24 protein-coding genes are annotated in these 23,409 nt (G+C 50.3%); 15 read left to right on the top strand and 9 right to left on the bottom strand.

Features of this window, described 5'->3' with window-relative positions; genetic code table 11:
* Positions 1 to 56: 56 nt before the first annotated feature.
* Together BQ5383_RS06740 and BQ5383_RS06745 are read right to left on the bottom strand one after the other, a co-directional pair.
* Complete coding sequence (locus tag BQ5383_RS06740; RefSeq protein ID WP_071430562.1) at positions 57 to 1,334, bottom strand: sensor histidine kinase; 1,278 nt, start codon at positions 1,332 to 1,334, stop codon at positions 57 to 59.
* Entirely contained in the window at positions 1,331 to 2,068 is a 738-nt protein-coding gene (locus BQ5383_RS06745) for a LytR/AlgR family response regulator transcription factor (RefSeq protein ID WP_071430565.1), read from the bottom strand. Before BQ5383_RS06745 ends, BQ5383_RS06740 begins: the two co-directional genes overlap by 4 nt.
* 376 nt (positions 2,069 to 2,444) lie before the next feature.
* Between BQ5383_RS06745 and BQ5383_RS06750 the strand changes: the two genes are divergently transcribed.
* A complete protein-coding gene (locus BQ5383_RS06750; protein ID WP_071430567.1) occupies positions 2,445 to 3,635 on the top strand; it encodes a GGDEF domain-containing protein in 1,191 nt (396 codons plus the stop codon).
* 212 nt (positions 3,636 to 3,847) lie between these two features.
* Here the strand turns inward: BQ5383_RS06750 and BQ5383_RS20665 are convergent, their stop codons facing one another.
* On the bottom strand, positions 3,848 to 4,162 hold the full coding sequence (locus tag BQ5383_RS20665) for a hypothetical protein (protein WP_139193374.1): 315 nt from the start codon (positions 4,160 to 4,162) through the stop codon (positions 3,848 to 3,850).
* Positions 4,163 to 4,675: 513 nt separating this feature from the next.
* On the opposite strand from BQ5383_RS20665, the gene BQ5383_RS06755 reads away from it, so the two are divergent.
* Together BQ5383_RS06755 and BQ5383_RS06760 are read left to right on the top strand one after the other, a co-directional pair.
* Positions 4,676 to 5,725 carry an alpha/beta hydrolase gene (locus BQ5383_RS06755; RefSeq protein ID WP_071430569.1) on the top strand — a complete coding sequence of 350 codons (1,050 nt, stop codon included), beginning with the start codon at positions 4,676 to 4,678 and terminating at the stop codon, positions 5,723 to 5,725.
* 112 nt (positions 5,726 to 5,837) lie between these two features.
* Entirely contained in the window at positions 5,838 to 7,220 is a 1,383-nt protein-coding gene (locus tag BQ5383_RS06760) for a YfcC family protein (RefSeq protein ID WP_071430571.1), read from the top strand.
* Here the strand turns inward: BQ5383_RS06760 and BQ5383_RS06765 are convergent.
* Both BQ5383_RS06765 and BQ5383_RS06775 read right to left on the bottom strand, forming a co-directional pair.
* The gene (locus tag BQ5383_RS06765; RefSeq protein ID WP_172724599.1) at positions 7,211 to 8,173 is read right to left on the bottom strand and encodes a LysR family transcriptional regulator; all 963 of its coding nucleotides are present in this window, start codon (positions 8,171 to 8,173) and stop codon (positions 7,211 to 7,213) included. The two genes, BQ5383_RS06760 and BQ5383_RS06765, sit on opposite strands and share 10 nt — an antisense overlap.
* 668 nt (positions 8,174 to 8,841) lie before the next feature.
* Complete coding sequence (locus BQ5383_RS06775) at positions 8,842 to 9,771, bottom strand: LysR family transcriptional regulator (RefSeq protein WP_071430578.1); 930 nt, start codon at positions 9,769 to 9,771, stop codon at positions 8,842 to 8,844.
* A 213-nt stretch (positions 9,772 to 9,984) separates the two neighbouring features.
* Between BQ5383_RS06775 and BQ5383_RS06780 the strand changes: the two genes are divergently transcribed.
* Both BQ5383_RS06780 and BQ5383_RS06785 read left to right on the top strand, forming a co-directional pair.
* The gene (locus BQ5383_RS06780; protein WP_071430580.1) at positions 9,985 to 11,064 is read left to right on the top strand and encodes a mandelate racemase/muconate lactonizing enzyme family protein; all 1,080 of its coding nucleotides are present in this window, start codon (positions 9,985 to 9,987) and stop codon (positions 11,062 to 11,064) included.
* Positions 11,065 to 11,168: 104 nt separating this feature from the next.
* The gene (locus BQ5383_RS06785) at positions 11,169 to 12,560 is read left to right on the top strand and encodes a YfcC family protein (protein ID WP_071430582.1); all 1,392 of its coding nucleotides are present in this window, start codon (positions 11,169 to 11,171) and stop codon (positions 12,558 to 12,560) included.
* 503 nt (positions 12,561 to 13,063) lie between these two features.
* On the opposite strand, the gene BQ5383_RS06790 is transcribed toward BQ5383_RS06785, so the two are convergent.
* The 3 genes from BQ5383_RS06790 to BQ5383_RS06800 form a co-directional block, all read right to left on the bottom strand.
* Positions 13,064 to 13,450, bottom strand: coding sequence for a GHKL domain-containing protein (locus tag BQ5383_RS06790; protein ID WP_071430584.1), 387 nt, complete (start codon positions 13,448 to 13,450; stop codon positions 13,064 to 13,066).
* Between the two features lie 24 nt (positions 13,451 to 13,474).
* Complete coding sequence (locus tag BQ5383_RS06795; protein WP_071430586.1) at positions 13,475 to 14,338, bottom strand: hypothetical protein; 864 nt, start codon at positions 14,336 to 14,338, stop codon at positions 13,475 to 13,477.
* Between the two features lie 182 nt (positions 14,339 to 14,520).
* On the bottom strand, positions 14,521 to 15,447 hold the full coding sequence (locus BQ5383_RS06800) for a LysR family transcriptional regulator (protein WP_071430588.1): 927 nt from the start codon (positions 15,445 to 15,447) through the stop codon (positions 14,521 to 14,523).
* 166 nt (positions 15,448 to 15,613) lie between these two features.
* On the opposite strand from BQ5383_RS06800, the gene BQ5383_RS06805 reads away from it, so the two are divergent.
* Entirely contained in the window at positions 15,614 to 16,873 is a 1,260-nt protein-coding gene (locus BQ5383_RS06805; protein ID WP_071430590.1) for an SLC13 family permease, read from the top strand.
* A gap of 25 nt (positions 16,874 to 16,898) precedes the next feature.
* Complete coding sequence (locus BQ5383_RS06810) at positions 16,899 to 17,999, top strand: amidohydrolase family protein (RefSeq protein ID WP_071430592.1); 1,101 nt, start codon at positions 16,899 to 16,901, stop codon at positions 17,997 to 17,999.
* A gap of 162 nt (positions 18,000 to 18,161) precedes the next feature.
* Here BQ5383_RS06810 and tnpA read toward each other — a convergent pair whose 3' ends face one another.
* Positions 18,162 to 18,638, bottom strand: a complete 477-nt coding sequence (gene tnpA / locus BQ5383_RS06815; protein WP_071430594.1) for an IS200/IS605 family transposase — start codon at positions 18,636 to 18,638, stop codon at positions 18,162 to 18,164.
* A gap of 284 nt (positions 18,639 to 18,922) precedes the next feature.
* Here tnpA and BQ5383_RS06820 point away from each other — a divergent pair, with 284 nt between their 5' ends.
* From BQ5383_RS06820 to BQ5383_RS22065, 8 genes are all read left to right on the top strand, one after another.
* Entirely contained in the window at positions 18,923 to 19,378 is a 456-nt protein-coding gene (locus tag BQ5383_RS06820) for a hypothetical protein (protein WP_139193375.1), read from the top strand.
* Entirely contained in the window at positions 19,375 to 19,866 is a 492-nt protein-coding gene (locus BQ5383_RS06825) for a hypothetical protein (protein WP_139193376.1), read from the top strand. Before BQ5383_RS06820 ends, BQ5383_RS06825 begins: the two co-directional genes overlap by 4 nt.
* Entirely contained in the window at positions 19,863 to 20,375 is a 513-nt protein-coding gene (gene lepB / locus BQ5383_RS06830; protein ID WP_071430600.1) for a signal peptidase I, read from the top strand. Before BQ5383_RS06825 ends, lepB begins: the two co-directional genes overlap by 4 nt.
* The gene (locus tag BQ5383_RS06835; protein WP_139193377.1) at positions 20,372 to 21,700 is read left to right on the top strand and encodes a hypothetical protein; all 1,329 of its coding nucleotides are present in this window, start codon (positions 20,372 to 20,374) and stop codon (positions 21,698 to 21,700) included. Before lepB ends, BQ5383_RS06835 begins: the two co-directional genes overlap by 4 nt.
* Positions 21,701 to 21,731: 31 nt before the next feature.
* On the top strand, positions 21,732 to 22,007 hold the full coding sequence (locus BQ5383_RS06840) for a hypothetical protein (protein WP_071430604.1): 276 nt from the start codon (positions 21,732 to 21,734) through the stop codon (positions 22,005 to 22,007).
* Positions 22,008 to 22,238: 231 nt separating this feature from the next.
* Complete coding sequence (locus BQ5383_RS06845) at positions 22,239 to 22,517, top strand: hypothetical protein (protein WP_071430606.1); 279 nt, start codon at positions 22,239 to 22,241, stop codon at positions 22,515 to 22,517.
* A gap of 15 nt (positions 22,518 to 22,532) precedes the next feature.
* A complete protein-coding gene (locus BQ5383_RS06850) occupies positions 22,533 to 23,012 on the top strand; it encodes a zinc-finger-containing protein (protein WP_071430608.1) in 480 nt (159 codons plus the stop codon).
* A 35-nt stretch (positions 23,013 to 23,047) separates the two neighbouring features.
* Positions 23,048 to 23,296: a DUF3849 domain-containing protein gene (locus BQ5383_RS22065; protein ID WP_071430610.1), complete on the top strand. Its 249-nt coding sequence runs from the start codon at positions 23,048 to 23,050 to the stop codon at positions 23,294 to 23,296.
* Positions 23,297 to 23,409: the final 113 nt, after the last annotated feature.

A 23,409-nucleotide genomic window follows, 5' to 3' on the forward strand; every position in this document is an offset into this window, starting at 1 on the left:
GTGGGAACCGCTGTTATTGGTTATTCAGCTGATTATGAATAGTATATGGAGTTTTCTTACAGCACCAGTCTTAACCGGAACCACCCGTCTGTCTCATCAAACTGGCAGACAGCTCCATTTTTCCGGCAAAAGGCGCAGATGGATTGAACTCCCAGACCGTGTCCTTCTTTTTTGGCTATGGGAAGGCCATCACTGTCAAAGATGATATCCCCGGCATATGGATTGGAAATTTCCAGCATAATGCTGGGAACGCCCACCATCTTGCAGCGGATTTCCCGCTTCTCCCGGGGCAGCTCCAGATTGGCATGGATGGCGTTTTCCAGTGCGTTTGCCAGTACGATGGCAATTTCCCCCTCATCTACCGGCAAAGTGTCGGGGAGGGAGATTTTTGCTTTCACCGGGATATTGTGATTTTGTGCTTGGGCAAAACAGGAGGAAAACACTGCGTCCAGCACCGGCGGACGGCACCAGCGGATTTCCCTGCGCTCATCCAGCCGTTTCTGGGCAGCATCCAGAAAGTCCAGAACCGCGTCCGTGTCTCCCCGTGACACCAGTTCTGCAATAGCCTGAAGTTGATGGCGCAGATCATGACGCTGGATTTTGATGCCCTCCTCCACTTCTTTGACCTGCTGCAGTTTTTCTTTCAGCGCTGATATCTGCATCGTCAGCAATGTGTGGCTCTGCCGGTCCATCTGAATACGATACTGACCTATAAAGCTTTTGAACACCACGATATATATAATAACCATGGGAACCACCGCCGTATAGGCGTATACAGCCTGTACTCTGTTTTCCAGATAACTGCCCGGCCAGGAGGCCACAAAAATCAGATAGGCACAAAAGCTGCAGGGAATCAAAGTGAGTATGCCCCAGTGGTCAGGAATGACCTTGATCAGCATACGAAACGGCCTGCGCAGAAAACGCCACTCCAGATAAATGGTGGTCCCATAAAACACACCCATCAGCAGGATGTTCATCCATGGAGAAAGGTCAAAGAACTCCGTCAGCTGACGAATCATGGAAACCGCCAGTATGGACAGCAGAATTTGCGTCATGTAGTTAAAGACCGCCTGCGCGGGGGTATCGTTTGCCGCCCAGTAGGTGAGCGCTGTGGCAGGAACAGAAATGGTGAGATAAAACAGACGGAGCAGCAGCAATTCGCCCCCTATCCATATCAAAACCATGCTGGAGCCAATCACCCAGAGGCTGTAAACTGCCAGAATCAAAAGCAGCTTTTTGCGTCCAAAACGAAAATCGGTGACACTTGCCATCATTCCCACGGTCATCATGGTAATAAAGAACGCGCGAAAAACAAGAAAAACCGTATTTGTCATAGCGATCGTTCCTCCAGCCAGTAGCAGCCCCAAGCCTTCTTAAATTCTGTCGCCGCTGCCCTGGGCAGCACCACCGTCCGACCATTATTCAGCAAGGCCATCTGCCCGTTCACACCAGCAACATGCTGGAAATTCAGCACAAAGCTGGCGCCGCACAGGCAAAAGCGACGGTCAGCCAGCAGCGGCGCGGCCGCCTCACGGAAAGAAACCCGAATGCTCTGGGAATCTATAATGTCATCGGTACAATAATACCGCATACACCGGCCCACCCGCTCCACATACTGGATATGCTCCAGCAGAATGCGGCGGGGACCATCCGACGTGCTTACCACGATGGCGCTGCTTCGCCTCTGATTGAGTTTTTCCACTGCTCCGTCCAGTACCTGGAAGAATTTTCCCTGCTCCACCGGCTTGAGCAAATAAAAAAAGGCCCGAACATCATAACTGTCAGCGGCAAAATCGTTGGAGTTGGTCAGGTAGATAATCTCTCCTTCCGTGCCCAACGTCCGCAAACACCGTCCGGTATCGATGCCGCTCAGCTGCGGCATAAGGATGTCCAGCACATACAGGTCAAAGCCTCCTGTATCCTCGGCTCTGGCCAACAGCGCATTGCCGCTGCTGAATATTTCTACCTGTCCATTGAGGCTGGGACGGGACTGGAGATAGGTATTGATCAGCGCCGCTATTTTGTTGCGCTGCTTTTCTTCATCATCACATACGGCAATATGCAGCATGGCTGTCATCCTCCATAAGAAAGCGCAAATTTTGCGCATATAATACCAAATTTTGAACATCATCTTCCGAATTTTATTGCAATTTGCAATAATGAAAATAGCATGGATCTGTAAAAACGTCAAGTGTGATCTGCAAAGCCCACTGCAGCCGTACAACGCCTTTTATCCGCTCCAAATGGGGCGGTCCCGTGTAGCGCCGGCCTTTATTCTCACAAAACAGCATATTCCCATAGAAAGCGATCATTGTTATTCCTGCCGCTATGGGGATGCTCATCCGGAGTGCCCGGCGATACCGGAGGCAGCGATCCGGTGCCGGTTGGAAAAACAGGTTAAACAAGGCGGCGTACTGCCACCGTTTCAAAAAGAGGGGTCAGTGATGCATAAAGTTCTGAAATCATTAAAACATAGATTGCCCTTTGAACTGAAGGTTCCTGATTATATCCGCCAGGAGTTTCTGCAGGAATCGGTGCGTAAAAATAATTTCTCCTTAAAGATTATCTGTGGGATTATTTTCGCCACGGAGCTGTTTAATATTGCCCGGGTTTTGTTTTGGTCGCGGTCCGGCCTGACGACACGCAACAATCAAATCTATTTTTCCATGTACTGCATCCTGATCCTTTTCGGGGTGCTGTGGCTGGTTGTGCGGCATCCGCTGCAGCGGGCTCCGGCAGGCTTGCAATGGGTCGTTCAGTCTGTGACCACCAGCCTGATTTTGCTGTGGCATATGGTGCTCAACACCTATGACCTGTACCGGGATCCGGCAGCCGGGACTACTGTACTGACAACGGCACTGCTGGGATTGTCCTTGCTGATCCAGCTGCCGCCTTTCTACAACGTGGCACAGTCTGCAGCAAGCTATCTGCTGTTCCGGATAATGATGGCTCCGCTGATGGACGCGGGTGACCGGCTCAATCTGACCATCACTTTTTTGGTCGGGCTGGCTGTCTCTCTGGCCCATGCTCATCATACCTGTATCACCCTCAAGCAGCAAAAGCAGATTGTGGAAATCAACACCAAACTGCAGGAATTGGTGCAGCTGGATCCCCTCACGGGACTGCTGAACAAAACCGCGGTGGAATGCTGGGCGGAGCAGATGCTCCAGGAGGCAGAACACACCGAAAAAAGCAAAGGTTTGACCTTGTTTCTCATGGATCTGGATGAATTCAAAAGCATCAATGACCGCTACGGACACCCCTGCGGAGATCATGTGCTGACAGAAACAGCAGAAGCCATGCGCCGTGCTTTTCCCCATGCGGCAGCCCTGGGAAGAGTTGGCGGGGATGAGTTTGCCATTCTCTACGACCATTCCCTGTCAGAGGCCCAAGCCACGGATTTGAGCCATGGCTTGCTGGAGCAGTTGGAAAAGATCCAATGGGAAAATCAGCCCCTGGAGGTTCGATGCAGTATTGGCGTTTGTATTTGCAGCAAAGCTCCATGCTGTTATCAGAGCCTTTACACAGAAGCGGACCGTATGCTGTACCACGCCAAGAAAAACGGCAAGTGCCGGTGTTGTATCCAACAGCTGAGCTGCGGAAAAAACACGGCCCCTGAGAAGAACTGTATATAAAACCTGGCTGCGTTCAGGCATATTTTGCCTTTCGGCCTGGTTTTAAGTGCGATACCTGCTATAAACACCGCCGCTGCGGCTTCACAATCGCCGGAGCCGCTCATAATGGATGTTCCGCCGGCAGTATTGGGGGAAAAATGCCTGTACAAAAATTTGCGTCCATGCAGCTTTTCAAAATGGCACTGGCCGCCTGTTTCAGGCGCCATAATAACTCAGCAGCGGATGTAAAAACGTTTCGGTGATCCCGCACCACCGCTTTCCCCAAATTCACTCTGGATATCTGCACTTATGTGCTGGCAGCAGTTGGTTGTACTGCTGTCAGCATTATTTTTGCCGTTTTGAATCTTTGCAGAAGTCTCTGACCCTTTTTGACTGCTTAAAGTATTTTCCTTCCCGGGCAAGATATGATACTGGGGGAAATCTTGCCGTAAAAGCAGCTGTGAAAAATGGTCATGTGTGGGTTGATTACTTTGCGCCAAAGAAAAGAGCCGCATTTCGGCTTCACTACGGCCCTGGCCGCTTGACATTGGCAACTGCGGCCTTTGGATTATGAGCTGGATTTCCACGGGGCTAAGAGACGTTCTGCCCGTTTCCAGCGGAGAAAATCATGCTTTCGTCCTTCAATTGTTTCGCTCATTACATGGCTGCGGTCACATATGAATCGGGATTTGGGACAAATTCGGGAAGAATCTGAAGATTTTTTCTTTTAAAAAGGGGGCTTCGGGCTGGGATTTCTTCTATCAAAAATCAGCACACAAAATCAGGGAGACTTTTTATTGGGTTTGTGAAGAGCAGCCTGCCAGATGGATTTCTGTTTTTACAGGCAGAATGGTGCATATGCCAATAAAGCTCGGGAAACCGTTTTTATCTTTTTGAAGCATCTTTATTCAAAAGACATCTTCCCCTCGGAAAATCCGACAGCCTTTTACAATAGTAAATCTCAATACCAACCATCTTTTTTTCATATTTTACTTCCACAAACAGCCGATGCTATACTGAAAACAGAAGGCATGCCGGATTACGTCGGAAAGGGGCGTCATATGGAACCCAAATTATCCTTTATCGATCAAAGCCATATTGCAAAAAAAGCTGTGTTTTATGTGGGAGGCCACTACACAGGAAAAAAGGAGAAAACCCACCTGTGCAACCAGATGTATGTGGAGGCCTATTTCCCCCATACCCTGCTTTATCCTCATCCCATCATCATGTTCCACGGTGCGGGACAAACCAATGTCAACTGGATGATTACCCCTGACGGCCGCATGGGGTGGGCCGATTACTTTGTCTCCAAGGGATTTGCCGTCTATCTGGCGGAGCAGCCTGCCCGGGGACGTTCCGCCTATCATCCGGAGGAAAACGGTCCCCGGATCTATCATTCGGTGGAATCTCTCATCCGCCGCTTTACCTCTGACCAGGGCGAATGGCCCCAGAGCCGCAAGCATACTCAATGGCCAGGCGAAAGCACCAGCCTGGAGGAAGAAACCCTAAAACAATTTCTGGCCTCTCAGGTGGAGTATCTCCCCAGCAACAAGGATTCTCAGGCGCTGGTACTGGCAGCGGGACAGGAGCTGCTGAACATCACCGGCCCTGCCATCCTGCTGACCCATTCTCAGGCAGGCCCCTTCGGGTGGCTGCTGGCCGACGCCTGTCCTCAGCTGGTGAGAGGAATTGTGGCCATGGAGCCCTCGGGACCTCCTTTCTCCGCCCATCTTACCAGCAGCATCGCTGAAAACTACGGCCTTACGGAGCTTCCCCTCCACTATGATCCTCCTGTAGAGAAGTTGGAAGACCTGAAGCTGACGCTGTTGAAGGCCCCGGAACAGGACCTGTCCGATGGCTGGATCTTCCAGGAGCCGGCCCCTCAACTGCCCAGACTTCAGGGAATCCCCATCCTGCTGCTGGTGAGCGAAGCCTCCTACCACGCTCAGTATGACCACCTCACCTCCCGGGTGCTCCGTCAATGCGGAGTACAGCATGACTTTGTGCGTCTGGAAGAGCAGGGGATTTACGGAAACGGACATATGATGATGTTGGAAAAAAACAATCTGGAAATCGCAGATCTGATTATAGACTGGCTGAAAAAATCTTGAAAAATAAAAGACGCATTTTTCAGGGTAACCCTGCTGCGTCTCATGACTTGGAAATATTTTACATTTCAGTTCTGTGATATCCTCTCAGTCTCAACAGAAAGGAAGAAAGAGCATGAAGGAAAAGAAAAAATTCAAAGTTCCCAGTTCCTTTGCCATTATTGTGGCTGTTATGCTGCTGGCCTCCATCCTCACCTATGTGATTCCCGGAGGACAGTTTGAGCGCACAGTGGATGAAAGCGGCAAAACAGTGGTGGTGGCCGGCAGTTTCCAATACATTGATCCCACCCCTGTCAATCCCCTGTCCATTATGACCTATGTTTTTCCCGGCCTGACCAGTGCCGGTTCCATCATCTTCGCCCTGCTGTGTGCCGGCGGCGGCCTGGGCATCGTGCTGGAAACCGGTATGTTTCAGGGAGCCGCCTGTTCCTTCAGCAAAAAGGCCAAAGGCAAGGAGTGGCTGGTGGTGACCATGCTCACCATCGTTTTCGCTTTGCTGTGTATTCCCATCAACCTTAACTACTTCATTCCCTTCGCGCCCCTGGGAATTATTGTGGCCATGGCTATGGGGTATGATGCCATTGTAGGAATCTCCATTATCATGCTGGGCGGCGCTGTGGGCTTCTCCTGCGGCGCCATGAACCTCTCCAACACCGGTACCGCCCAGGCTATCGCTCAGCTGCCGGTCTTCTCCGGCATGGGCTACCGCCTGTTCTGCATGATTCCCTTTCTGGTGGTCACCATTATCTATATTCTTGTGTATGGCAAAAAGATCAAGGCTGATCCCACCAAGAGCTATATCTATGGTACCAAGGTTGACTTCGGCAGCTTTGACACCGACAATCTTCCCGCTTTTGAGAAAAAGCATATTCCCGTAGCCATTGTGGTGGCGGCTTCCATCGGATATATGATCTATGTGGCCATCTTCTCCGAGCTCTCCTACGCTTCTGCTTCCTCCATCTTCATCTATATGGGCCTTCTCTCCGGTTTCGCCTACCGGATGTCATTGGACCAGATGTGCAAATCCTTTGCCAATGGCGCCAAGGGCATGGCTACCACTGGTGTCCTCATCGGCTTTGCCTATGCCATTTCCGGCATCCTTTCCGCCGGCAATGTCATGGATACCGTGGTCAATGCTCTGGCCAACGCGCTGGGCTATTTTCCCACCATTCTTCAGGCTCCTGCCATGTTCATTATGCACATCATTGTTAATTTCTTCGTCACCTCCGGCAGCGGACAAGCAGCCGTTACCATGCCCATCTTTGTACCTGTGGCCGATCTGGTGGGGATGTCCAGACAAACCGCTGTGCTGGCTTTCAACTTCGGTGACGGCTTCTGCAACTTCATCCTACCCCACGCTGCGGCAACCATGGGCTTTGTGGGCTGCGCCAATATTCCCTTTACCAAATGGCTCCAGTATGTGATCAAACTGTTCTTCATCTGGGTGGTCATCGGCTGCCTGCTGCTGATGGGCGCCACACTGATCAATTATGCGTAAGGAAAGTGCTGACTGCTTACCAGTTCCAGAAAACGTTCCACTGTAACCGGCATATAATCCGACTGATAATAGCAGACGGAAGTAGTCCAATAAGCACAGTGCTCCCCTGCGATTTTAAAAACCTGTACAGCCTGACGATTGGGTGCGAACCGGCGAACATAATGCTCCGGCAGGAAGGTGAATCCCATCCCCCGGGAAACCAGCTCAAAGGCGCTGGGAAATCCATAGGTGGAAACAGCCACGGGAGGATGGATTCCCGCCTGCTCCAGGGCAAAGTTGGAGATATGGCGGATACGCTGATTGTGATTGAACTGGACATAGGGTACCGAGGCCAGTTCGCTGAGGGACAGCAGCGGAAGATCATCGTCTCCCACTGGTTTTTCCCCCGTAAGAGGATACTGCTGTGCAACCACCACACAAAAATCTTCCCTGAGCAGCGGAACATGGACCAACCGCTTGGATTCAAAATTCTGCTTTATGTTCAGCTCCCGGGGATACTGATGGGTCAGTATCAGGTCCAGTTCTCCCTGAGATAACAACCGTTCCAGTTCGGTACTGTTTTTCTCCTGCAGCCGCACCTCCACCTGGGGATATTTTCTTGTATACACCGGCAGGAAGCTGGTGAGAATCAACAAGGTGTTATACCAGGAAGCACCAATGGACAGAGAACCACTGGTGACCTGCTGCATATCCTCAATCGCTTTGGAAAAATGTTCCCATAACTCCAGAATGTCGCAGGCCACCTTATAATAAAGGGCGCCGGCATCGGTGAGCACCAGACCGGATTTCTGCCGGTAGAACAGAGGACAGTTGAGTTCCTTTTCAATCCGCTGAACACACTGGGTCAGGGAAGGCTGCGCCACATGAAGCTTTTGAGCGGCGCGGGTAATGTTTTTCTCCTCCGCAATGGTTTTGATATACAGCAGTTCCTTGTCTTTCATCGATCTCTTCACCGACCCCTTCTCATCCTCATACAACATACAAACAGCCGCATCGGCCTTCACCGGTGCGGCTGTTTGTATGTGAAAAACACACTGGAAAACACTGCCATCCCCATACCTCGCCACCGGCACAATCCAACGGAAACGGCATAAACCCAAGCCGCTTTCAAAAGTCATACATCGTCCATCGCCGTCCTATGATCTGTCAATCGCGGAATGTCATCTTCTGTGATTGTTCCGCCCCTCATTCAGACCGTCATGTACCACAGTCAGGAAAAGTTCATCCGGGCGGGGGCCTTTTTTCACATTCTTTTTCTCCACAGCGAATGCCCTGTTTTCTAAAAATATTTTTCCAAAGCCACAGAATATTTTATCTTTGTTATTCATTATATCAAGGCTGTTTTGAAATGTAAAGTTGCAAGGAAAGGCCTGCCGGCATGATTTCTCAGGGTGATTCTCCCCTTTTGCAAAACTTCTGTGGGTGACACAATAAAGAATATTTTATCCAAGTCTTTGGAGTGAGACAAAAATTTTAATTGCACTTGTCCTGCAATCCACCGGAACGATTCCCTCATAGTACCATGGGAGATTGGCATCTCTTTGTTATAAAGGTTGAAGGACGCAAATTGGCGCGGCAAAGGGCCATCACCTGTGCAGTTTGGAATAGCGGGATGAGAAGCTCAGTCCGGGACCCTGGAATATAGTTTTTTCAAATGCTCTCCTACCCTTTGGAGCACCGGTTCCGCTTTGCGCGCGGATCGACAGGCAAACAGAACGTTTCTCTCCAAAACAAAGTTGGGCAGTACACAGAAAACAGGCGATGGAAAAGTCTGCTGAAATGGCACAACTGCAATTTCCGCCAGTGTCAGAGTGATCCCTTCCCCTGCAGCGGCAAGAAGATACGCCGTCTCACTATTGCTGATATTGAGGATGTATCCCGGCTTGATGTGATACAAGGAAAACAGCTGATTTATATACCGGGTCAAGCCAAATGAATCATTGCCCATAATGAAAGTTTGACCGTTAAGCCGTTCGGGCTGGAGGACGCAAGGATTCTGCGGAGTATTGCCGGTGGTATCCAGCTCTGCCAGTATGGGATGCTGAGCCGGAACAGCCAACAGCAGCTTTTCCCTGGTGATGGTTTCCGCAAAAAGCTCTGAGGACATCACAGCGGAGCCTAAAATACCTGCATCAACAGTCCCCTTTTTAATCAGCTGTTCCATATCCCCATCTGCTGCCTCACAAATCTGGACCGTCAGAGACGGTTCGTGTTTTTTCAGATAGGGCAAAAGCATTGGCAGGATAGATTTTCCACGGTTCAAACCGATTCCAAGAGTAATGTGTTCCGGCTGCTCCTGAGACATGGAATGAAGCGTACGGAGAAGCCGTTCCCGCTGGGCCTCGATCTTCTGCATTTCCGCAATATAGACCTCACCCTCCCGAGTGATCTCAATGGGTGTTTTGCTGCGGTCAAACAGCTTGATGCCCAATTCCTTTTCCAGCCTGTTCAGCCGGAGGGTCAACGCGGGCTGCGTGATAAAAAGCTTTTCAGCCGCATGGGTCAGATGCCGTTCCTCAGCGATGGCCAATATGTATTCAAATGAGTTCATGCAATCGCCTCCCCGTTTGTAAAGACTGTGGATGAGCCGGAGGAAATAGTTCAGCTGACACTGATTATTATATCCATGCTTTTGCCACAAGTAAAGGCAGATAACATTTTGCTTATGCAGATAGCACAAAATACAAATTGGACAACGAAGTATTTTGAGAATTATAATGAGCGCAACAAAGCATTTCATCACTGAAAAGAGGAGGGTATTGGGATGAAAATCACCAATGTTTATTCTGAAAGCTACCGCTGGCCCAAAGAAAAACCCATTCAGAACGGAAAGCATACATTCACGCACAATGAGCTGAACCTTGCCATCATTGAGACCGATGAGGGAATCACCGGTTACGGCAGCAGCTACAATGTGGACTATGTGGAATATCTCAAGCCCTTTTTGGTGGGAGAAAATCCTTTGTGTGTGGAACGGCTGTGGGAGAAAATGTATGTCCCCAAATTTTTGGGAAAGAGAAGTATTTCCACCAGAAGCATCTCCGCTCTGGATATTGCCCTGTGGGATATCCGCAGCAAAGCTGCCAACATCCCGCTTTACCAGCTTTTGGGCGGATATCGGGAAGCTGTACCCTGCTATATCGCCGGCGGCTATTATGGCGAGGGCAAGGGGATCGTGGAACTGCAAAAGGAGATGGAGGAGTATTTAAGCTGGGGCATCAAAAACGTCAAGATGAAGGTGGGCGTTCTTTCCATGAAGGAAGATGCTGCCAGGGTAAAGGCTGTCCGGGATGTGATCGGTGAGGATGTACGCCTGATGGTGGATGCCAACTGCGCATACCGCAGCTACGAGGCCATTGAACTGAGCAAAAGGATTGCAGAATATCACCCATACTGGTTTGAGGAACCGGTGATGTCCGATGATTATGAAGGAATGTTCGAGTTTGCAGCCAAAAGTCCCATTCCCTTGGCCACAGGAGAAAATGAGTATACCTGCTACGGGTTCCGGGACCTCATCGACAGAAGCCGCCCCGCTATCCTCAATCCCGATGCCGGCAGTCTGGGAGGAATTACAGAGTTTATGAAGATTGCCGCCTATGCTCATTCCAAAAATATTGCTTTAAGTCCTCACGGACAGCAGCAGATTCATATCCAGCTGGATTGCGCGGTACCGGATGTGGTGATGGCGGAATTCTATCCCCCCCAGTATGACGCAAAAATTTATGACGCCTTTGTCCACCCCATCCGTTTTGACGCAAAAACGGGTATGGTTTCCCCCAACCAGGCACCCGGCACCGGTCTTGATATCAACCGAGATGTTCTCCAGAACTTCCGTGTAAAATAAGGTCTGTTTTATCTGTTGGCTGAGCTGTTTTATATGCCGCCGTCCCGGGAAGCGGTACATGGAATGGCTGTGATTTTAAATCCATCAGTTTCAGGAGGGTTACAATGCAAGAACAAGGAAAAGTCAAAAAGAAATTAGCAGTTCCTCATTCTCTGGCCATTATTGTCGTTGTGATGCTGCTGGCCGCAGCCCTTACCTACATTATTCCCGCGGGCAGCTATGACCGTACCGTCAATGAGGCGGGACAGACCGTTGTGGATCCCAATAGCTTTCATTATGTAGAGGCGTCCCCCGTCAATCCTCTCTCCATTTTCAATTACGTCTATACCGGTTTGGATAACGCCAGAAGCATCATCTTCGTTTTGCTTGCGGCAGGTGGCGGACTGGGCATTATCCTGGATACCGGCGTTTTTCAGGCTGCGGCCGGTACCCTGAGCCGGCGGACAAAAGGAAAAGAGTCCTTGGTCGTGGCAGTGCTGATGACAGTTTTCTGCCTGCTGTGCGTACCCATCAATCTCAACACCTTTATTCCCTTTGCGCCGTTGGGAGTACTGATTGCAGCAAGTCTGGGCCTGGACGCCGTTGTGGGTGTCTCCATCATCATGCTGGGAGGTGCTGTCGGCTTCTCCTGCGGCGCCATGAACCTCTCCAATACCGGCACCGCCCAGCAGCTGGCTGAGCTGGATATCTTTTCCGGTATGGCATACCGTTTGTTCTGTATGGTACCTTTTTTGATCGTCACCATCCTGTATGTAGTATGGTACGCCAAAAAAGTGAAGAACGATCCCACCAAGAGCTACGTTTACGGCATCAAACTGGACAACAATCTGGATATCTCCAATATTCCTGAGTTCACCAAAGCCCATATTCTCCCCGCTGTTGCCACTGTTGCGGGAATTGGCTATATCATCTATGTGGCTATTTTCGGTTCTCTCACCAATCAGGCTTCCACCGCTATTTTCATTTATATGGGCTTTATCGTGGGCATTGTGGCCCGTATGCCTGTCAATAAAATCTGCCGTTCTTTTGTCAATGGCGCCAAAGGAATGTGCAGTACCGCTATGCTGTTGGGCTTTGCCTATGCTATCAGCGCGATCCTCAACGCGGGCAACGTTATGGATACCGTGGTGTATGCTTTGGCCAGTGTCCTTTCCGTAGTACCCAACATTCTCCAAGCTCCAGCAATGTTCTTTATGCATATCATTGTCAATCTGTTTGTTACCTCCGGCAGCGGTCAGGCAGCCATCACAATGCCGATTTTCATTCCTGTAGCCGACCTGGTAGGCATGACCAGACAAACCGCAGTACTGGCCTTCAACTTCGGGGATGGCTTCTGCAACTTCATTCTGCCTCATGCCGCGGCAACCATGGGCTTTGTGGGTGCCGCCGGTATTCCCTTCTCCCGGTGGTTTAAATTTGCTGTCAAATTGTTCGCCATCTGGTGTGTGATCGGATCACTGCTGCTGATTGTTGCCACAATGATCGGCTATGCCTGATGACCATTGGATTGTCTCAAAAATTGCGCACCTTGATGTACTGCTTTGGAAATGGAATGGAGCTGCGTGGCAGGGTAAAACGCCTTTTGTTGTTTTATATTCAAAAGACATTCACCTGGCTATTATACTTTTGGGGCGATATCTCCAGATAAAATGGGAAAGTCACAGGTGAACAAACGGCAGCGGTGCCCCCCAACACTACTGTTTATACCTATGTCTGGCAGTCTGTGTCAGTCCCTCCATTTAAGCTTTCGGCAGCTTTTATCTGTCTGCGGTTGATCACTCAATCCCTTTCCCATTAAGCTTCACCATTTTCCGGGACATGGCTTGCTGTCCTCTTTCAGAATGTTATGCTGTATCTTCATTCTGCCGGAGAGCTGCAAGCCATGTCCCTTTTTACTGTCTTTTCATCTCAAACTTATTTCATCTGTTGGTAAAAGAAAAATCCGGGCAGAGAAGTCACTGTCTCACCCCAGATTTTTCTTTTTATAAGCTATATGCTCTCACAATACCAGTCTTAATCGGAACCAGCCGTCCGTCAGATCAAACTGACAGATGGCTCCATTTTTCCGGCAAAAGGCAGCAATGGACTGTACCCCCAAGCCGTGCCCGGCCTGCCGGGTTATGGGCAAACCGTCGCTGTCAAAGAAAACCTCACCGGCACAGGGATTGGAAATCTCCAGCATAACGCTGGGCGTTCCCACCATCTTGCAGCGGATCTCCCGCTGCTCCTCCGGCAGCTTCAGATTGGCATGGATCGCGTTTTCCAGTGCGTTTGCAATAACAATGGCCAACTCACCCTCATCCACCGGCAGAATTTCAGGAGCGGAGATCTTTGCCTCTACAGGGATACCCTGGTTTTTGGCCTGATCAAAGTAAGAGGCGAACACAGCATCCAGTACCGGCGGGCGGCACTACCGGATTACTTTCTGCTCATCCAGCCGCCTTCGGGTAGCATCCAGAAAATCCAGCGCGGTTTTCTCCTCTCCCCGGGAAATCATCTCCATGACGGCCTGAATCCGGTGGCGCAGGTCGTGGCGTTCCATACGGATCGAACTCTCCGCAGCTCGCACCGCCTCCATTCGGCCCCGCAGAGCGGACAGCTGCAAAGCGGACAGTTGATTCTCATAGTGGGCACGGTTTTCTTTTTGTACCCGCTCAAAAAACAAATACATCAGGTAATAGGAGCAGCCGCACACCACCAGCACACAGCAAGTGAGGATCGATGAGGTTATGGGATCAATTTGCTCAGAATGATTGACCACATACATCAGGGTAATGAATGAGACTATAGGAATGATACATAAAATTCCCCAGCTGTGATCCATTTGGTGCAGCATCTTCCGATATGTAACGCTGAAGCGCCGCAAAACAAAGAACATGACAATAAAAGAAGCAATGCGCACCAAAAGGGAAAAATATTTATTGTCCCATAAAAACAGTTCTGCCAAATTGGCGGTTACCGTCCCAACACAGCCAATAAACAGGGCGGTTGCCATATTAAAAACAGCACGGAAATCCCGGTGATTGGAGCACCAGAGTGTGTCCAAAATGTACGGAAGCGTTACAGTGAAAATACCCACACGCATATAAGTCTCCCAGAAATTCAGGAAAAGCAGTCCGATCAAGTTGGCGGAGACAATCATTACCGCTGTAATGATCCATCGGGTGCGCCAGATCGTGACCGGCTTGCGGAAATCAAGCATCAGCATCACATAGCTGCCCAGAAATATCTGTGAAACTCCTACAAACAGAGTGTGATAGAAATCCAGTTTCAAGCCCCCCTATTCCATCAGTTACTGCTGCGATTTGCCCACTCCCTCATCCATTGGCTGCCCAAGCTTTCTTAAACCCCATTGCTCCACGGCGGACAGCTCAACAGCCCATCTGTCATCCTGCTCCTGTGCCCTGGCAAAATACCGGAAATTCAGCCAAAAGCTGCTGCGTGGAAAAAAGAAAGTCATGCCGATTCCTCGTTCATACAGGCGCGGATGATGGAAATCAGATCCTGCTCCGCCTTGGAAAGATAGGCGTCGGTTCGATAGAGGATGGCTACCTTTCGGCTGGCAGGGCCGGTTTCAGACTGCAGGGAGAAATACCGCATCCGGTTGGGCATATCGTCGGCAAAGGGCAGGGCGGGACATAAGGTCACTCCGATTCCGCAGCCGACAGCATAAAGTACCTGGGCAAGATTGCGCAGCTTCAGGATGACGTGGGGAACCAGTTGCCGCTCCTCCAGATATTGATCGGTAAATTTGCGGGAGAGCTGATCCTTGCTGAGCATGAGAAAAGGGCGGTCGATCCAGGCGTCAGGGGCCAGGCAGGGAAAACGGAAGCGGGGATCGTCGTATGCGCTGTTCTCCAAATGATACGCTGCCGGGGCAGCCAGAACCATCTCCTCGGTGGAGACGACCTCAGTGTGCAGATCCGAGGAATTCTCGGGTATATGAGCGAACACCAGGTCCAGCTCTCCCAGGCGCAGCTTTTTGAGCAGCGTTTGGGTGTTGTCCTCGTGGACATTGACACAAACTCCGGGATAGCGTTGGTAAAAACGGGGCAGAACGCGGGCAATAAAGAAAATTCCCCGGCTCATAGGTACACCGATCTTTATCTGGCCGCTCCGCTGCTGGGCAACGTCGGCCATTGTCCGGAGCATACCGTTATGCAGATACAAAATTTCGTTTGCGTTCTGGATGAGCTGCTGTCCAGCATAGGTAGGAACCAACTGATGCCCCACCCGCTGGAACAGACAGACGTTCAGCTCCTGCTCAGTCTTCTGCAGAAATTTGCTCAGCGCGGGCTGTGAGATATACAGTTCCTGTGAAGCACGGGAGATCGTCCGGTATTTCCCCAAAGCGGCAATATATTCATAATCCTTCACATTCATCTGCGTTTCCACCCTCCAGCATCCGCCAATATTTTTATAACTTTTAGTTAACAAAATATGATTTTATTTAATTTGATTTCATAGTTCTAGGGATTTATAATAATTGTACTAAATAGATGCGCATCTGAAAAGGGTTTTACGAAAAATATGCAGGAGGAATATTTGTATGCAGCCATTGCTCGCGGCAATCATTATGATTGTCTGTATCGTACTGTTCTTCACTGAAAAAGTCCCAATTCTGATGGTGCCTTTGATCGGCGCGCTGTTGAGTGGCTTGACCGGGCTGATCCCCTTTTCGGACGTTTTCGCGGATTTTGCCAGCAATACGGCGATCCTGATGATCAGCATGAGTATCGTTGGCGCGGCCATGTTCCAGACCGGTCTGGCCCAGAAGGTGGCCGGCGTGGTCACCAGAATCGGCGGCGGCTCAGAGCGCAGCATCATTCTGATCGCTGTCCTTTCCTCAACGGTTCTTTCTGGAATTTTCAATGGTACTTCCACGTTTGTAACTCTCTGTCCCATCATCACTGCCATGTGTGTCGCCAATAAGGTGCCGGTGTCCCGTGTTTACTTTGCGCTGTCCTATGGCGTCATTTTCGGCAGCTTGCTGACACTGATCGGCAGCAGTATGGGACCCATCTCCTCCGGGGTGCTGGAGGAGGCCGGCTATGAACCGCTGGGTTTCTTTGAACCGGCAATGCTCGGCGCTCCATTCGCAATCTGCGGCGTCATCTACCTGCTGACCATCGGGCGCAAATTCCTTCCGGACACCAACGCAATGCCTGAGAAGATGGTGGGTGGTAAGGAGGCACAGAACGCTACACCGGCCAAACTGAAGATCTCCGCGGTAGTCCTGATTGCAATCATCCTGACCATGGTGCTTCAGCCGGAAAATCTGCCGTTTTTCATCATCGCGGCAGTGGGCGCGGTGGTTCTGGTGCTGACTGGCTGTCTGAATACAAAACAGTTCCTGGACGCCATCCCCTGGCAGACGATCTACATTCTGGGCGGTATGTCGGCGGTGGGTAATGCCATCGAGAACAGCGGCGCAGGAGAAATTTTCGCCAATGCGGTTGTCTCTGTGTACGGCAGCTTCTCCAGTCCGATTATCCTGCTGGCTGTCGTATACCTGACCACCACCATCCTGACCCAGTTTCTCTCCAACTCCACCTCCGCCATCATTATGGCGCCCATCGCCCTGCTCATCTCTCAGGCGGTGGGGACCAGTGCGGAGCCGTTCGTTATTGCCGCCTATGCGGGTTCCATCTCCTCTTTCTGCACGCCGATTGCAACCAATGTTCTGACCTTCATCTATGAACCTGGCCAATACAAATGGCGGCATTATCTGAAGATGGGCATCGGTATGCAAATCATCTACTTTGTCGTCAGCATGGTCCTGATCCCAATCATCTGGCCGTTCCACTGACGCAGATTAAAGGAGCGGAGCGTTCATGGGAGCTTACAGAATCGAACAGATCACCCTGCTGGACCCCATCCGCCGTCAGCGGATGCAAACCGACATCAGCATGGAGGACGGCCGCATCCGCGGGCTGGGCGCGCCACCCAGCGCAGGGGAGCAGGTCATTGACGGCCGTGGACTGTACGCCACCTGCGGCTGGATTGACGCGCATGTACATACCTATCCCCACCCAAAAACCCTCGGTGTGGATCCCATGTCCATGCTCAAAGACGGGGTAACGGCTGTGGTGGACGCTGGAACCGCAGGGCCGGGCAATTTCCAGGATTTTTATCAGAACTGGCTGCAAAAGTCCCCGCTGCGGCAAAAGGCGTATCTGAACCTGGCTTACATGGGTATTTCGGAAGGGACGGTTGAACTGCAGGACCTGAGCACCGTCTCGCTGGAGGCCTGCCGGGAAACCGCGGCAGCATATCCGGAGGTTATCCTCGGCTTCAAACTGCGGATCGACCCACGGGTCTGTCATGAGCCTGAAAAGGCCTTGGCCTTGGCCAGGAAGCTGGGCGACGAAACAGGCAAACCGTTTGTGGTGCATGCCAGCCGCTCGACGTTGCCCATCGATACCATTCTCTCCTATATGCGTACGGGGGACATCTATGCCCATACCTTTGCCCAAAAGACACCGGGTATTCTGGACGAATCAGGTCATCTGAAGCCGGCTGTCCTGGAGGCCAGGGCGCGCGGCGTACGTTTTGACCTCTCCCACGGCAACGGCAACTTCTCATTTTCTGTCGCCGAAAGGGCACTGGCACAGGGCTTCCTGCCGGATGCGATCTCGTCGGACATTCATGTTCGCAGCAAAGAGCGGGTGGGCAGTCTGGCGCTGGTGATGAGTAAGCTGATGGCCTGCGGCGCGGACCTCTGGACGGTGCTGGAGCTGGTGACCGGCAAGGCGGCCGCAATGCTGAATCTCCCGGAGGACTGCACGGTTGGGGTTGGGCATGAGGCAAACCTGACCCTGTTTGAACTGCATGAAGGAGCGTATTCCTTTACTGACAGTGATGGGATGCCAAAAATGGGGGCCTGCCTCATTGCGCCCAAAGGAGCTGTCCTGGGTGAACAGGTTTATCTGTGATATGGCACCGCTGCAAAGCGGTCTGAGTCAGGACCCCCGGCTAAGCGGGGGGCTTGGGATAGCCCTAGAAGGGCATGATACGGACAACGCCCCTAAAGGGGCCACGAATGGGTCGGCCAACTGCATTGCTGACTCATGGCGGGCCCCTGAAGGGGCGTTCCTTTACGCCTTGGTATTCTTGCTACCCGTAAACGGGTCTATGAACTCCTTTAAACTCATTTGATCCGCTATCTGGTCTGTCTCTAACTGTTGTTTGATGTATTCCTGTATTTGCTTTTTATTTCGCCCCACTGTATCTACATAATATCCTCTTGCCCAGAAAGGTCTGTCCCCATACTTATACTTCAGATTCGCATGTCTGTCAAAGATCATTAAACTGCTTTTTCCTTTGAGATATCCCATAATTTGTGATACACTATACTTCGGTGGAATACTCAGAAGCATATGGATATGATCTGGGCACGCTTGTGCTTCTATAATTTCCACTCCCTTTTGCTCACACAGCTTTCGCAGTATTTGTCCGATATCTTTCCTGATCTGACCATATATTGCCATTCGCCGGTACTTTGGCGCAAATACCACATGATATTGGCATCTCCATCTTGTGTGCTGCAAACTTTCTATATCTTTTTCTTTCATAGAAAAGACCTCCTGGTTCTTTATTGTTGCAGTTGGCCGACCGCAACTCTATTCTACCAGAAGGTTTTTTCACTATATAATTTCTTTTACTCTCCCCGGCTTAGCCGGGGGTTCTCTTTTCGCTAAAGCATACTAACGGAAAAGGCGGACAGCCATGGCTGTCCGCCTCTTAGCGCCCCGGGGCCGATGGGTCAGATTTCGTACCTATCGATAAGGCCCCGACTGTCGCCTTTTTTTGCATTTTTGAGGGTTGCGTCGTATATTAGAAGTAGAGGTGAATGACAATGCCAAAAAAGAAGCAACCCATGATCTTGGAAGACAAGCTATTCCGTTGCATTCTCAAAATGAAAAACATGACCTACAAAGATTTTTTTGAGCTATATCAGAAAAAATCGGTTGAACAGAATACAGATGAACAGCCTGGCTGCACATACAGCGGATTTATTGGATGGCTCACTGTATATGGGATCAAATTCAAGCGAATCCCCAGCTTTTTGGACCTGCTGGGCTACCGGCTGATCGCTGTTCCCAAAGACGCTTCGATTATGATCTGTACGACTGAAGGGGATACCGGACAAGCGGTTGGGACTTTGCCTTGGGTTGATGATACCCAGACAGGAATCCAGGTCGTTACAGTAGAATCCGGGTCACAGAAAATCTCCACAGAGTTTCTGGAAAACCAATACCGGTTTTCGCTGCGGCGCCGCTCTAAATCATCTGACAAAAAGGAGGTATCATGATGCTTCAGACCAACTTCAAGACTTTCCTCCGGCATACAGCCATGTATTACCGGATGCAGCTGACACCCAAAAATCTATCAGTAGTCGCTACCTATGCGGTACTGACAGCAGCAGCTGTGACAGCGGCCAGTATCGTAACAGCCCGAGCAGGTGTTGCAAAATGGGAATTAGAAGATGTACTGAACCAGGATGTATACGAAAGCACATCTGCTTATTATGCAACAGAAAGCGAGGCTCCGGAGCTGACCGAAAAGCAGTTCCATCTTCAGATGCCAATGTCGCTTGAAGGATTTCTCTCTACATCAAATTATGCTGCGGAGCACAGCTCGGACCCGCAGCATCCAAAGCTGGATGAGCTGGTGGAAAAGACAGTAGATCCCAGCTATTTTGCCAACTATAAACTTGATTTACCAACCGACGAGGAATGGGAAGAAAACGATTTTATGGAGTTCATTGAAAATCGGCCGCCCGAGTCGGTTCTTGAATGATTGGGGCCGGCAACCGCACCGTTTCGTTTAAGGCGGCAGCGGCAGTGTTCTTTATGGCAATGATTGTCCCCACCATCATATTTCAAGGCATTCTGATGCTGATCTATGTCCCCAGCGACAGTATGGTTCCCACACTGGAAAACGGAGATCTTCTGATCGGAAGCCGCGTTTTTTCTTCTCCTGAACGTGGGGATATTGTGGTTTTTGAGGAAGGTGGAACGCTCTTAATCAAAAGAGTCATCGGACTGCCAGATGAGACTGTCCATATCGCTGAGGATGGATCTGTCAGCATTAACGGTGAAGTGTTGGCTGAACCGTATGTTGTCAATCAGCGCAAAGGACAAGCACAGGATTTTGAAGTACCAGAAGGAAAATATCTTCTCCTGGGTGATAATCGGGAACATTCGTATGATGCAAGATATTGGGACGATCCATACGTCCCGTTGTCCGCAATTCGGGCTATTGCTTGGAAGAAAGTATTCACTATTTCAAGGATAATTAAGGGGTGACTATTTTGAATAGGAAAATTTTGATTGGCTGTGTAACTGCATTGGTGCTTTTATTGCTTATCCTTTTTGCGCTCTTCGGCTCAAAGCACCCTGAACCCTCTCTAACTGATCCCAGCAGCTCAACATCGCAGGAGGAAGCTCCGCCTGATGAGCAGCAGTCCGAACCAATCTCAGGGATTCCAGATCTCTCCCCAACTGATGACAGCTATGAGCATCCTTATGAAGAAATAGATGTCGGCGCACTTTCCAAACCTACATTGACAGAAGCCGAAGCAAGAAAGAAGATTGAAGATTTTCTGCCCAAGCTGCTGGCTTTGGATCCGGAAGCGGTGGAGCAGGTCTCCCCTGGAACTATGATGGGAGAATATAACCCCTTCCGGCTGATGCTGGATGTTGCTCTCGCAGATCAAGCCACCGGTGATGCATTCCGGCACATGGGCGAACTGACAGAATATGAAATTCTGAATATTTCCTATAACCCTGACCGGACCAACTTCATTATTGTGACATTATCTGTGACAACCCCGTATCTCAACGCAGAGGCCCAGGAATTGGCGGCTGGCAGCGAGATACTTGCTCTACAGGAATATACCAAGTTTCGTGAAAGCGGCGCCGCCAAGAGCCTTGCAGGCCGTTCTCTGAACGATGTTCCGCTTTCAACTGATCTGGTCGAATTGACCTTCCTCGTGATTGACGACGAACCGATCCTCTATTATCCGGAGAGCTGCATGTACGACGATGATGAAGTACCGCAGTATGCCTTCTTCTGGGGCGGAATTATCTTTTATGGCACCAATGGCGGAGATCTGCTGCTGGAAAACACTTATGGCAGCAGCCAGGAAGTCTCTGAATCAGCATTTGGGCAGCCTGAACTGCTTGAATATCTGAAAACCGCCCTTGACTATGTACGCAACAGTGATGTAGACTCTCTCAGCTCCATGACTGCCGGCGATGACGAAATGGCACACAATCTTCTGCCTGGAATTTGGAGAGATATGAAGCAGCTTTTCAATGATTCCGATGGGCTTGAAGAGGAAATTCGCAATAGGAGCAGTTCGTTGGAATATGAAATCAAAACGTATCTCCTGAAAGATGAGGGCAACGAGCTGGGTTTGGTTGCGGTAAGATATTCCACTGTTGACCCCATCACAAACAAACGGGTCTACAACACAAGGACAGTCACGATTTATAATCTGAAAAAAGCACTGAAAGACTGCGGAATCTCACTCAATGCGCTTATCTCCCAGGTGGCAGAAGATTGCTGGAACGGTGGTGCTTCTATGGCCCGTTACAGATTAAATCTTTTGGATGAGATGCAGGCGTGATGCCTTAAATAAAGCGGAAAGGAGAATAGCTTTGACCGATATTGAGCTTGTGCAGAATGGTATCATCCGGGATGAACGGCAGGAAGGCCAGCAGCTTTTCCATAAATTGAACTGGAACCGAGAGCTTTATCCGGACCAAGTATTCGGAGACAAAGCGGTTTTATCCTATTTCGCTTGCCTGACCAATGATGGCCTCATCTTGCCGCTGCAGTTTGTAAAATCCGGCCACAGCAGATCCATTGTGCGGCAATGGTGTTGGTTTGGAAAAGATGCGCCCTGGGAAGTATTGGCGTGGGCAGTAATTTAGAAAAAAGCATTGACCCGATACATGATAAACGGTAAACTATAAGTAACCAAGTTGTTTTTCACTGCTTCCATGGCAGTAATGTGAGGCCCCAGGAACCTGGGAGCCGGATTTCAAACCAAAGGCATGACTGCGCCCAAAAGGCGTAGTTGTGCCTTTTTTTCATTTTGCCGGAAAAGCGGCCTGCCCGGGCAGCTTTTCGAAATATAAAAACATCTGAAAGGAGAAAAAACGATGAAAAAGAAAAAACACACATACTGCGTCTTTTGTGGCAAAGAGATCCGCTGGATTCGCAGAAAAGGTACAGTCAAAGCGGTTCCTTGCGAAACCCGCTGTATCAGCTTTGTTCCCGACCCCAATGGGCAGCATGTCTTCATTGATATGGAAGGCAATGCCCGCCGCGGCCGGGAGACTCCCGATGGGCTGATTGGTTTCTACCGACACGCCTGCCCCAACTTTCCCAGCCGCTCTGTCCGCTCCGAGAAGGACGAGCAGGCGCGGCGCTGGGCATGAAATGGAGGCTTCGCTTTGGAAAAGAAATCAAGAATGCCCAGCATTGATCTGCACCCCACCCGATGCCATCTGTGCGGCGGTGAGGTGATTTTTACGAGCAATGCGAGAATTTATCAGGGAAAGGAGTATGGCAGCGGCCGGTGCTATCTTTGCCTGCAGTGCGGAGCACACGTCGGAACGCATATACCACGTCCTGATGAGGCCCTGGGACTGCTTGCTAACGCCCCTATGCGTAAAGGTAAGGTCCAGTGTCACGAGTTGTTTGACCGGCTCTGGAAAGGCAAGGATCAAAGCCGGAAGCTGCGGTCTAAACTGTATGCCTGGCTTTCTCGCCAAATGGGAATCCCGTTGGCAGACTGCCACTTCGGGTATTTCGACCTGCAGCAGCTGCACAAAGCGTACAGTATCCTCCAGTCTATCAGCGATTACGATGCGAAACTGGTCGATGGAAAACTTGTATTCGAACCGAATAATCAATTAAAGGCAACCGCTTGAACTGAGCAGTTGCCTTTTTCAAAGGAGAATGAAAAATGTCAAAAAATATGATAACCCCCTTCTATTACCACAGCCGAAAATTTGCAGAAGAACATGGGCAGCTGGACGCATATCGCACTTCCCTGCGTGCTAACCAGTCCTGCAAAGAAGCAATTGAGAGAGCGATCCGCAAGCATTTCGATGGAATGCATCTGGATGAAGCTGCCGTTACTGAGGTGGTTCAGGAATTTGGCTCTGAGCGGGTTTTTTACATTCTGGCCAATACTGTCCAGCTGAAGTCATAGGATGGCCGTTTTTCCGGAAAAAATCGGCAGGTACTCTCGCCTGTTCCGATGATTGATGCGGAAGAAACACGCCTCACCTATGCTGTGACAAGTCACTCTGCGGTTCTGGATGG

The organism is Angelakisella massiliensis (assembly GCF_900104675.1).
Classification (GTDB): domain Bacteria; phylum Bacillota; class Clostridia; order Oscillospirales; family Ruminococcaceae; genus Angelakisella; species Angelakisella massiliensis.

Coding starts and splice junctions, on each gene's coding strand:
- BQ5383_RS06845 (WP_071430606.1), top strand. CDS start 22,239: ATGAAAAAGAAAAAACACACATACTGCGTCTTTTGTGGCAAAGAGATC.
- BQ5383_RS22065 (WP_071430610.1), top strand. CDS start 23,048: ATGTCAAAAAATATGATAACCCCCTTCTATTACCACAGCCGAAAATTT.
- tnpA (WP_071430594.1), bottom strand. CDS start 18,638: ATGAAAGAAAAAGATATAGAAAGTTTGCAGCACACAAGATGGAGATGC.
- BQ5383_RS20665 (WP_139193374.1), bottom strand. CDS start 4,162: ATGTCAAGCGGCCAGGGCCGTAGTGAAGCCGAAATGCGGCTCTTTTCT.
- lepB (WP_071430600.1), top strand. CDS start 19,863: ATGATTGGGGCCGGCAACCGCACCGTTTCGTTTAAGGCGGCAGCGGCA.
- BQ5383_RS06755 (WP_071430569.1), top strand. CDS start 4,676: ATGGAACCCAAATTATCCTTTATCGATCAAAGCCATATTGCAAAAAAA.
- BQ5383_RS06775 (WP_071430578.1), bottom strand. CDS start 9,771: ATGAACTCATTTGAATACATATTGGCCATCGCTGAGGAACGGCATCTG.
- BQ5383_RS06820 (WP_139193375.1), top strand. CDS start 18,923: ATGCCAAAAAAGAAGCAACCCATGATCTTGGAAGACAAGCTATTCCGT.
- BQ5383_RS06760 (WP_071430571.1), top strand. CDS start 5,838: ATGAAGGAAAAGAAAAAATTCAAAGTTCCCAGTTCCTTTGCCATTATT.
- BQ5383_RS06810 (WP_071430592.1), top strand. CDS start 16,899: ATGGGAGCTTACAGAATCGAACAGATCACCCTGCTGGACCCCATCCGC.
- BQ5383_RS06750 (WP_071430567.1), top strand. CDS start 2,445: ATGCATAAAGTTCTGAAATCATTAAAACATAGATTGCCCTTTGAACTG.
- BQ5383_RS06805 (WP_071430590.1), top strand. CDS start 15,614: ATGCAGCCATTGCTCGCGGCAATCATTATGATTGTCTGTATCGTACTG.
- BQ5383_RS06780 (WP_071430580.1), top strand. CDS start 9,985: ATGAAAATCACCAATGTTTATTCTGAAAGCTACCGCTGGCCCAAAGAA.
- BQ5383_RS06800 (WP_071430588.1), bottom strand. CDS start 15,447: ATGAATGTGAAGGATTATGAATATATTGCCGCTTTGGGGAAATACCGG.
- BQ5383_RS06745 (WP_071430565.1), bottom strand. CDS start 2,068: ATGCTGCATATTGCCGTATGTGATGATGAAGAAAAGCAGCGCAACAAA.
- BQ5383_RS06785 (WP_071430582.1), top strand. CDS start 11,169: ATGCAAGAACAAGGAAAAGTCAAAAAGAAATTAGCAGTTCCTCATTCT.
- BQ5383_RS06740 (WP_071430562.1), bottom strand. CDS start 1,334: ATGACAAATACGGTTTTTCTTGTTTTTCGCGCGTTCTTTATTACCATG.
- BQ5383_RS06825 (WP_139193376.1), top strand. CDS start 19,375: ATGATGCTTCAGACCAACTTCAAGACTTTCCTCCGGCATACAGCCATG.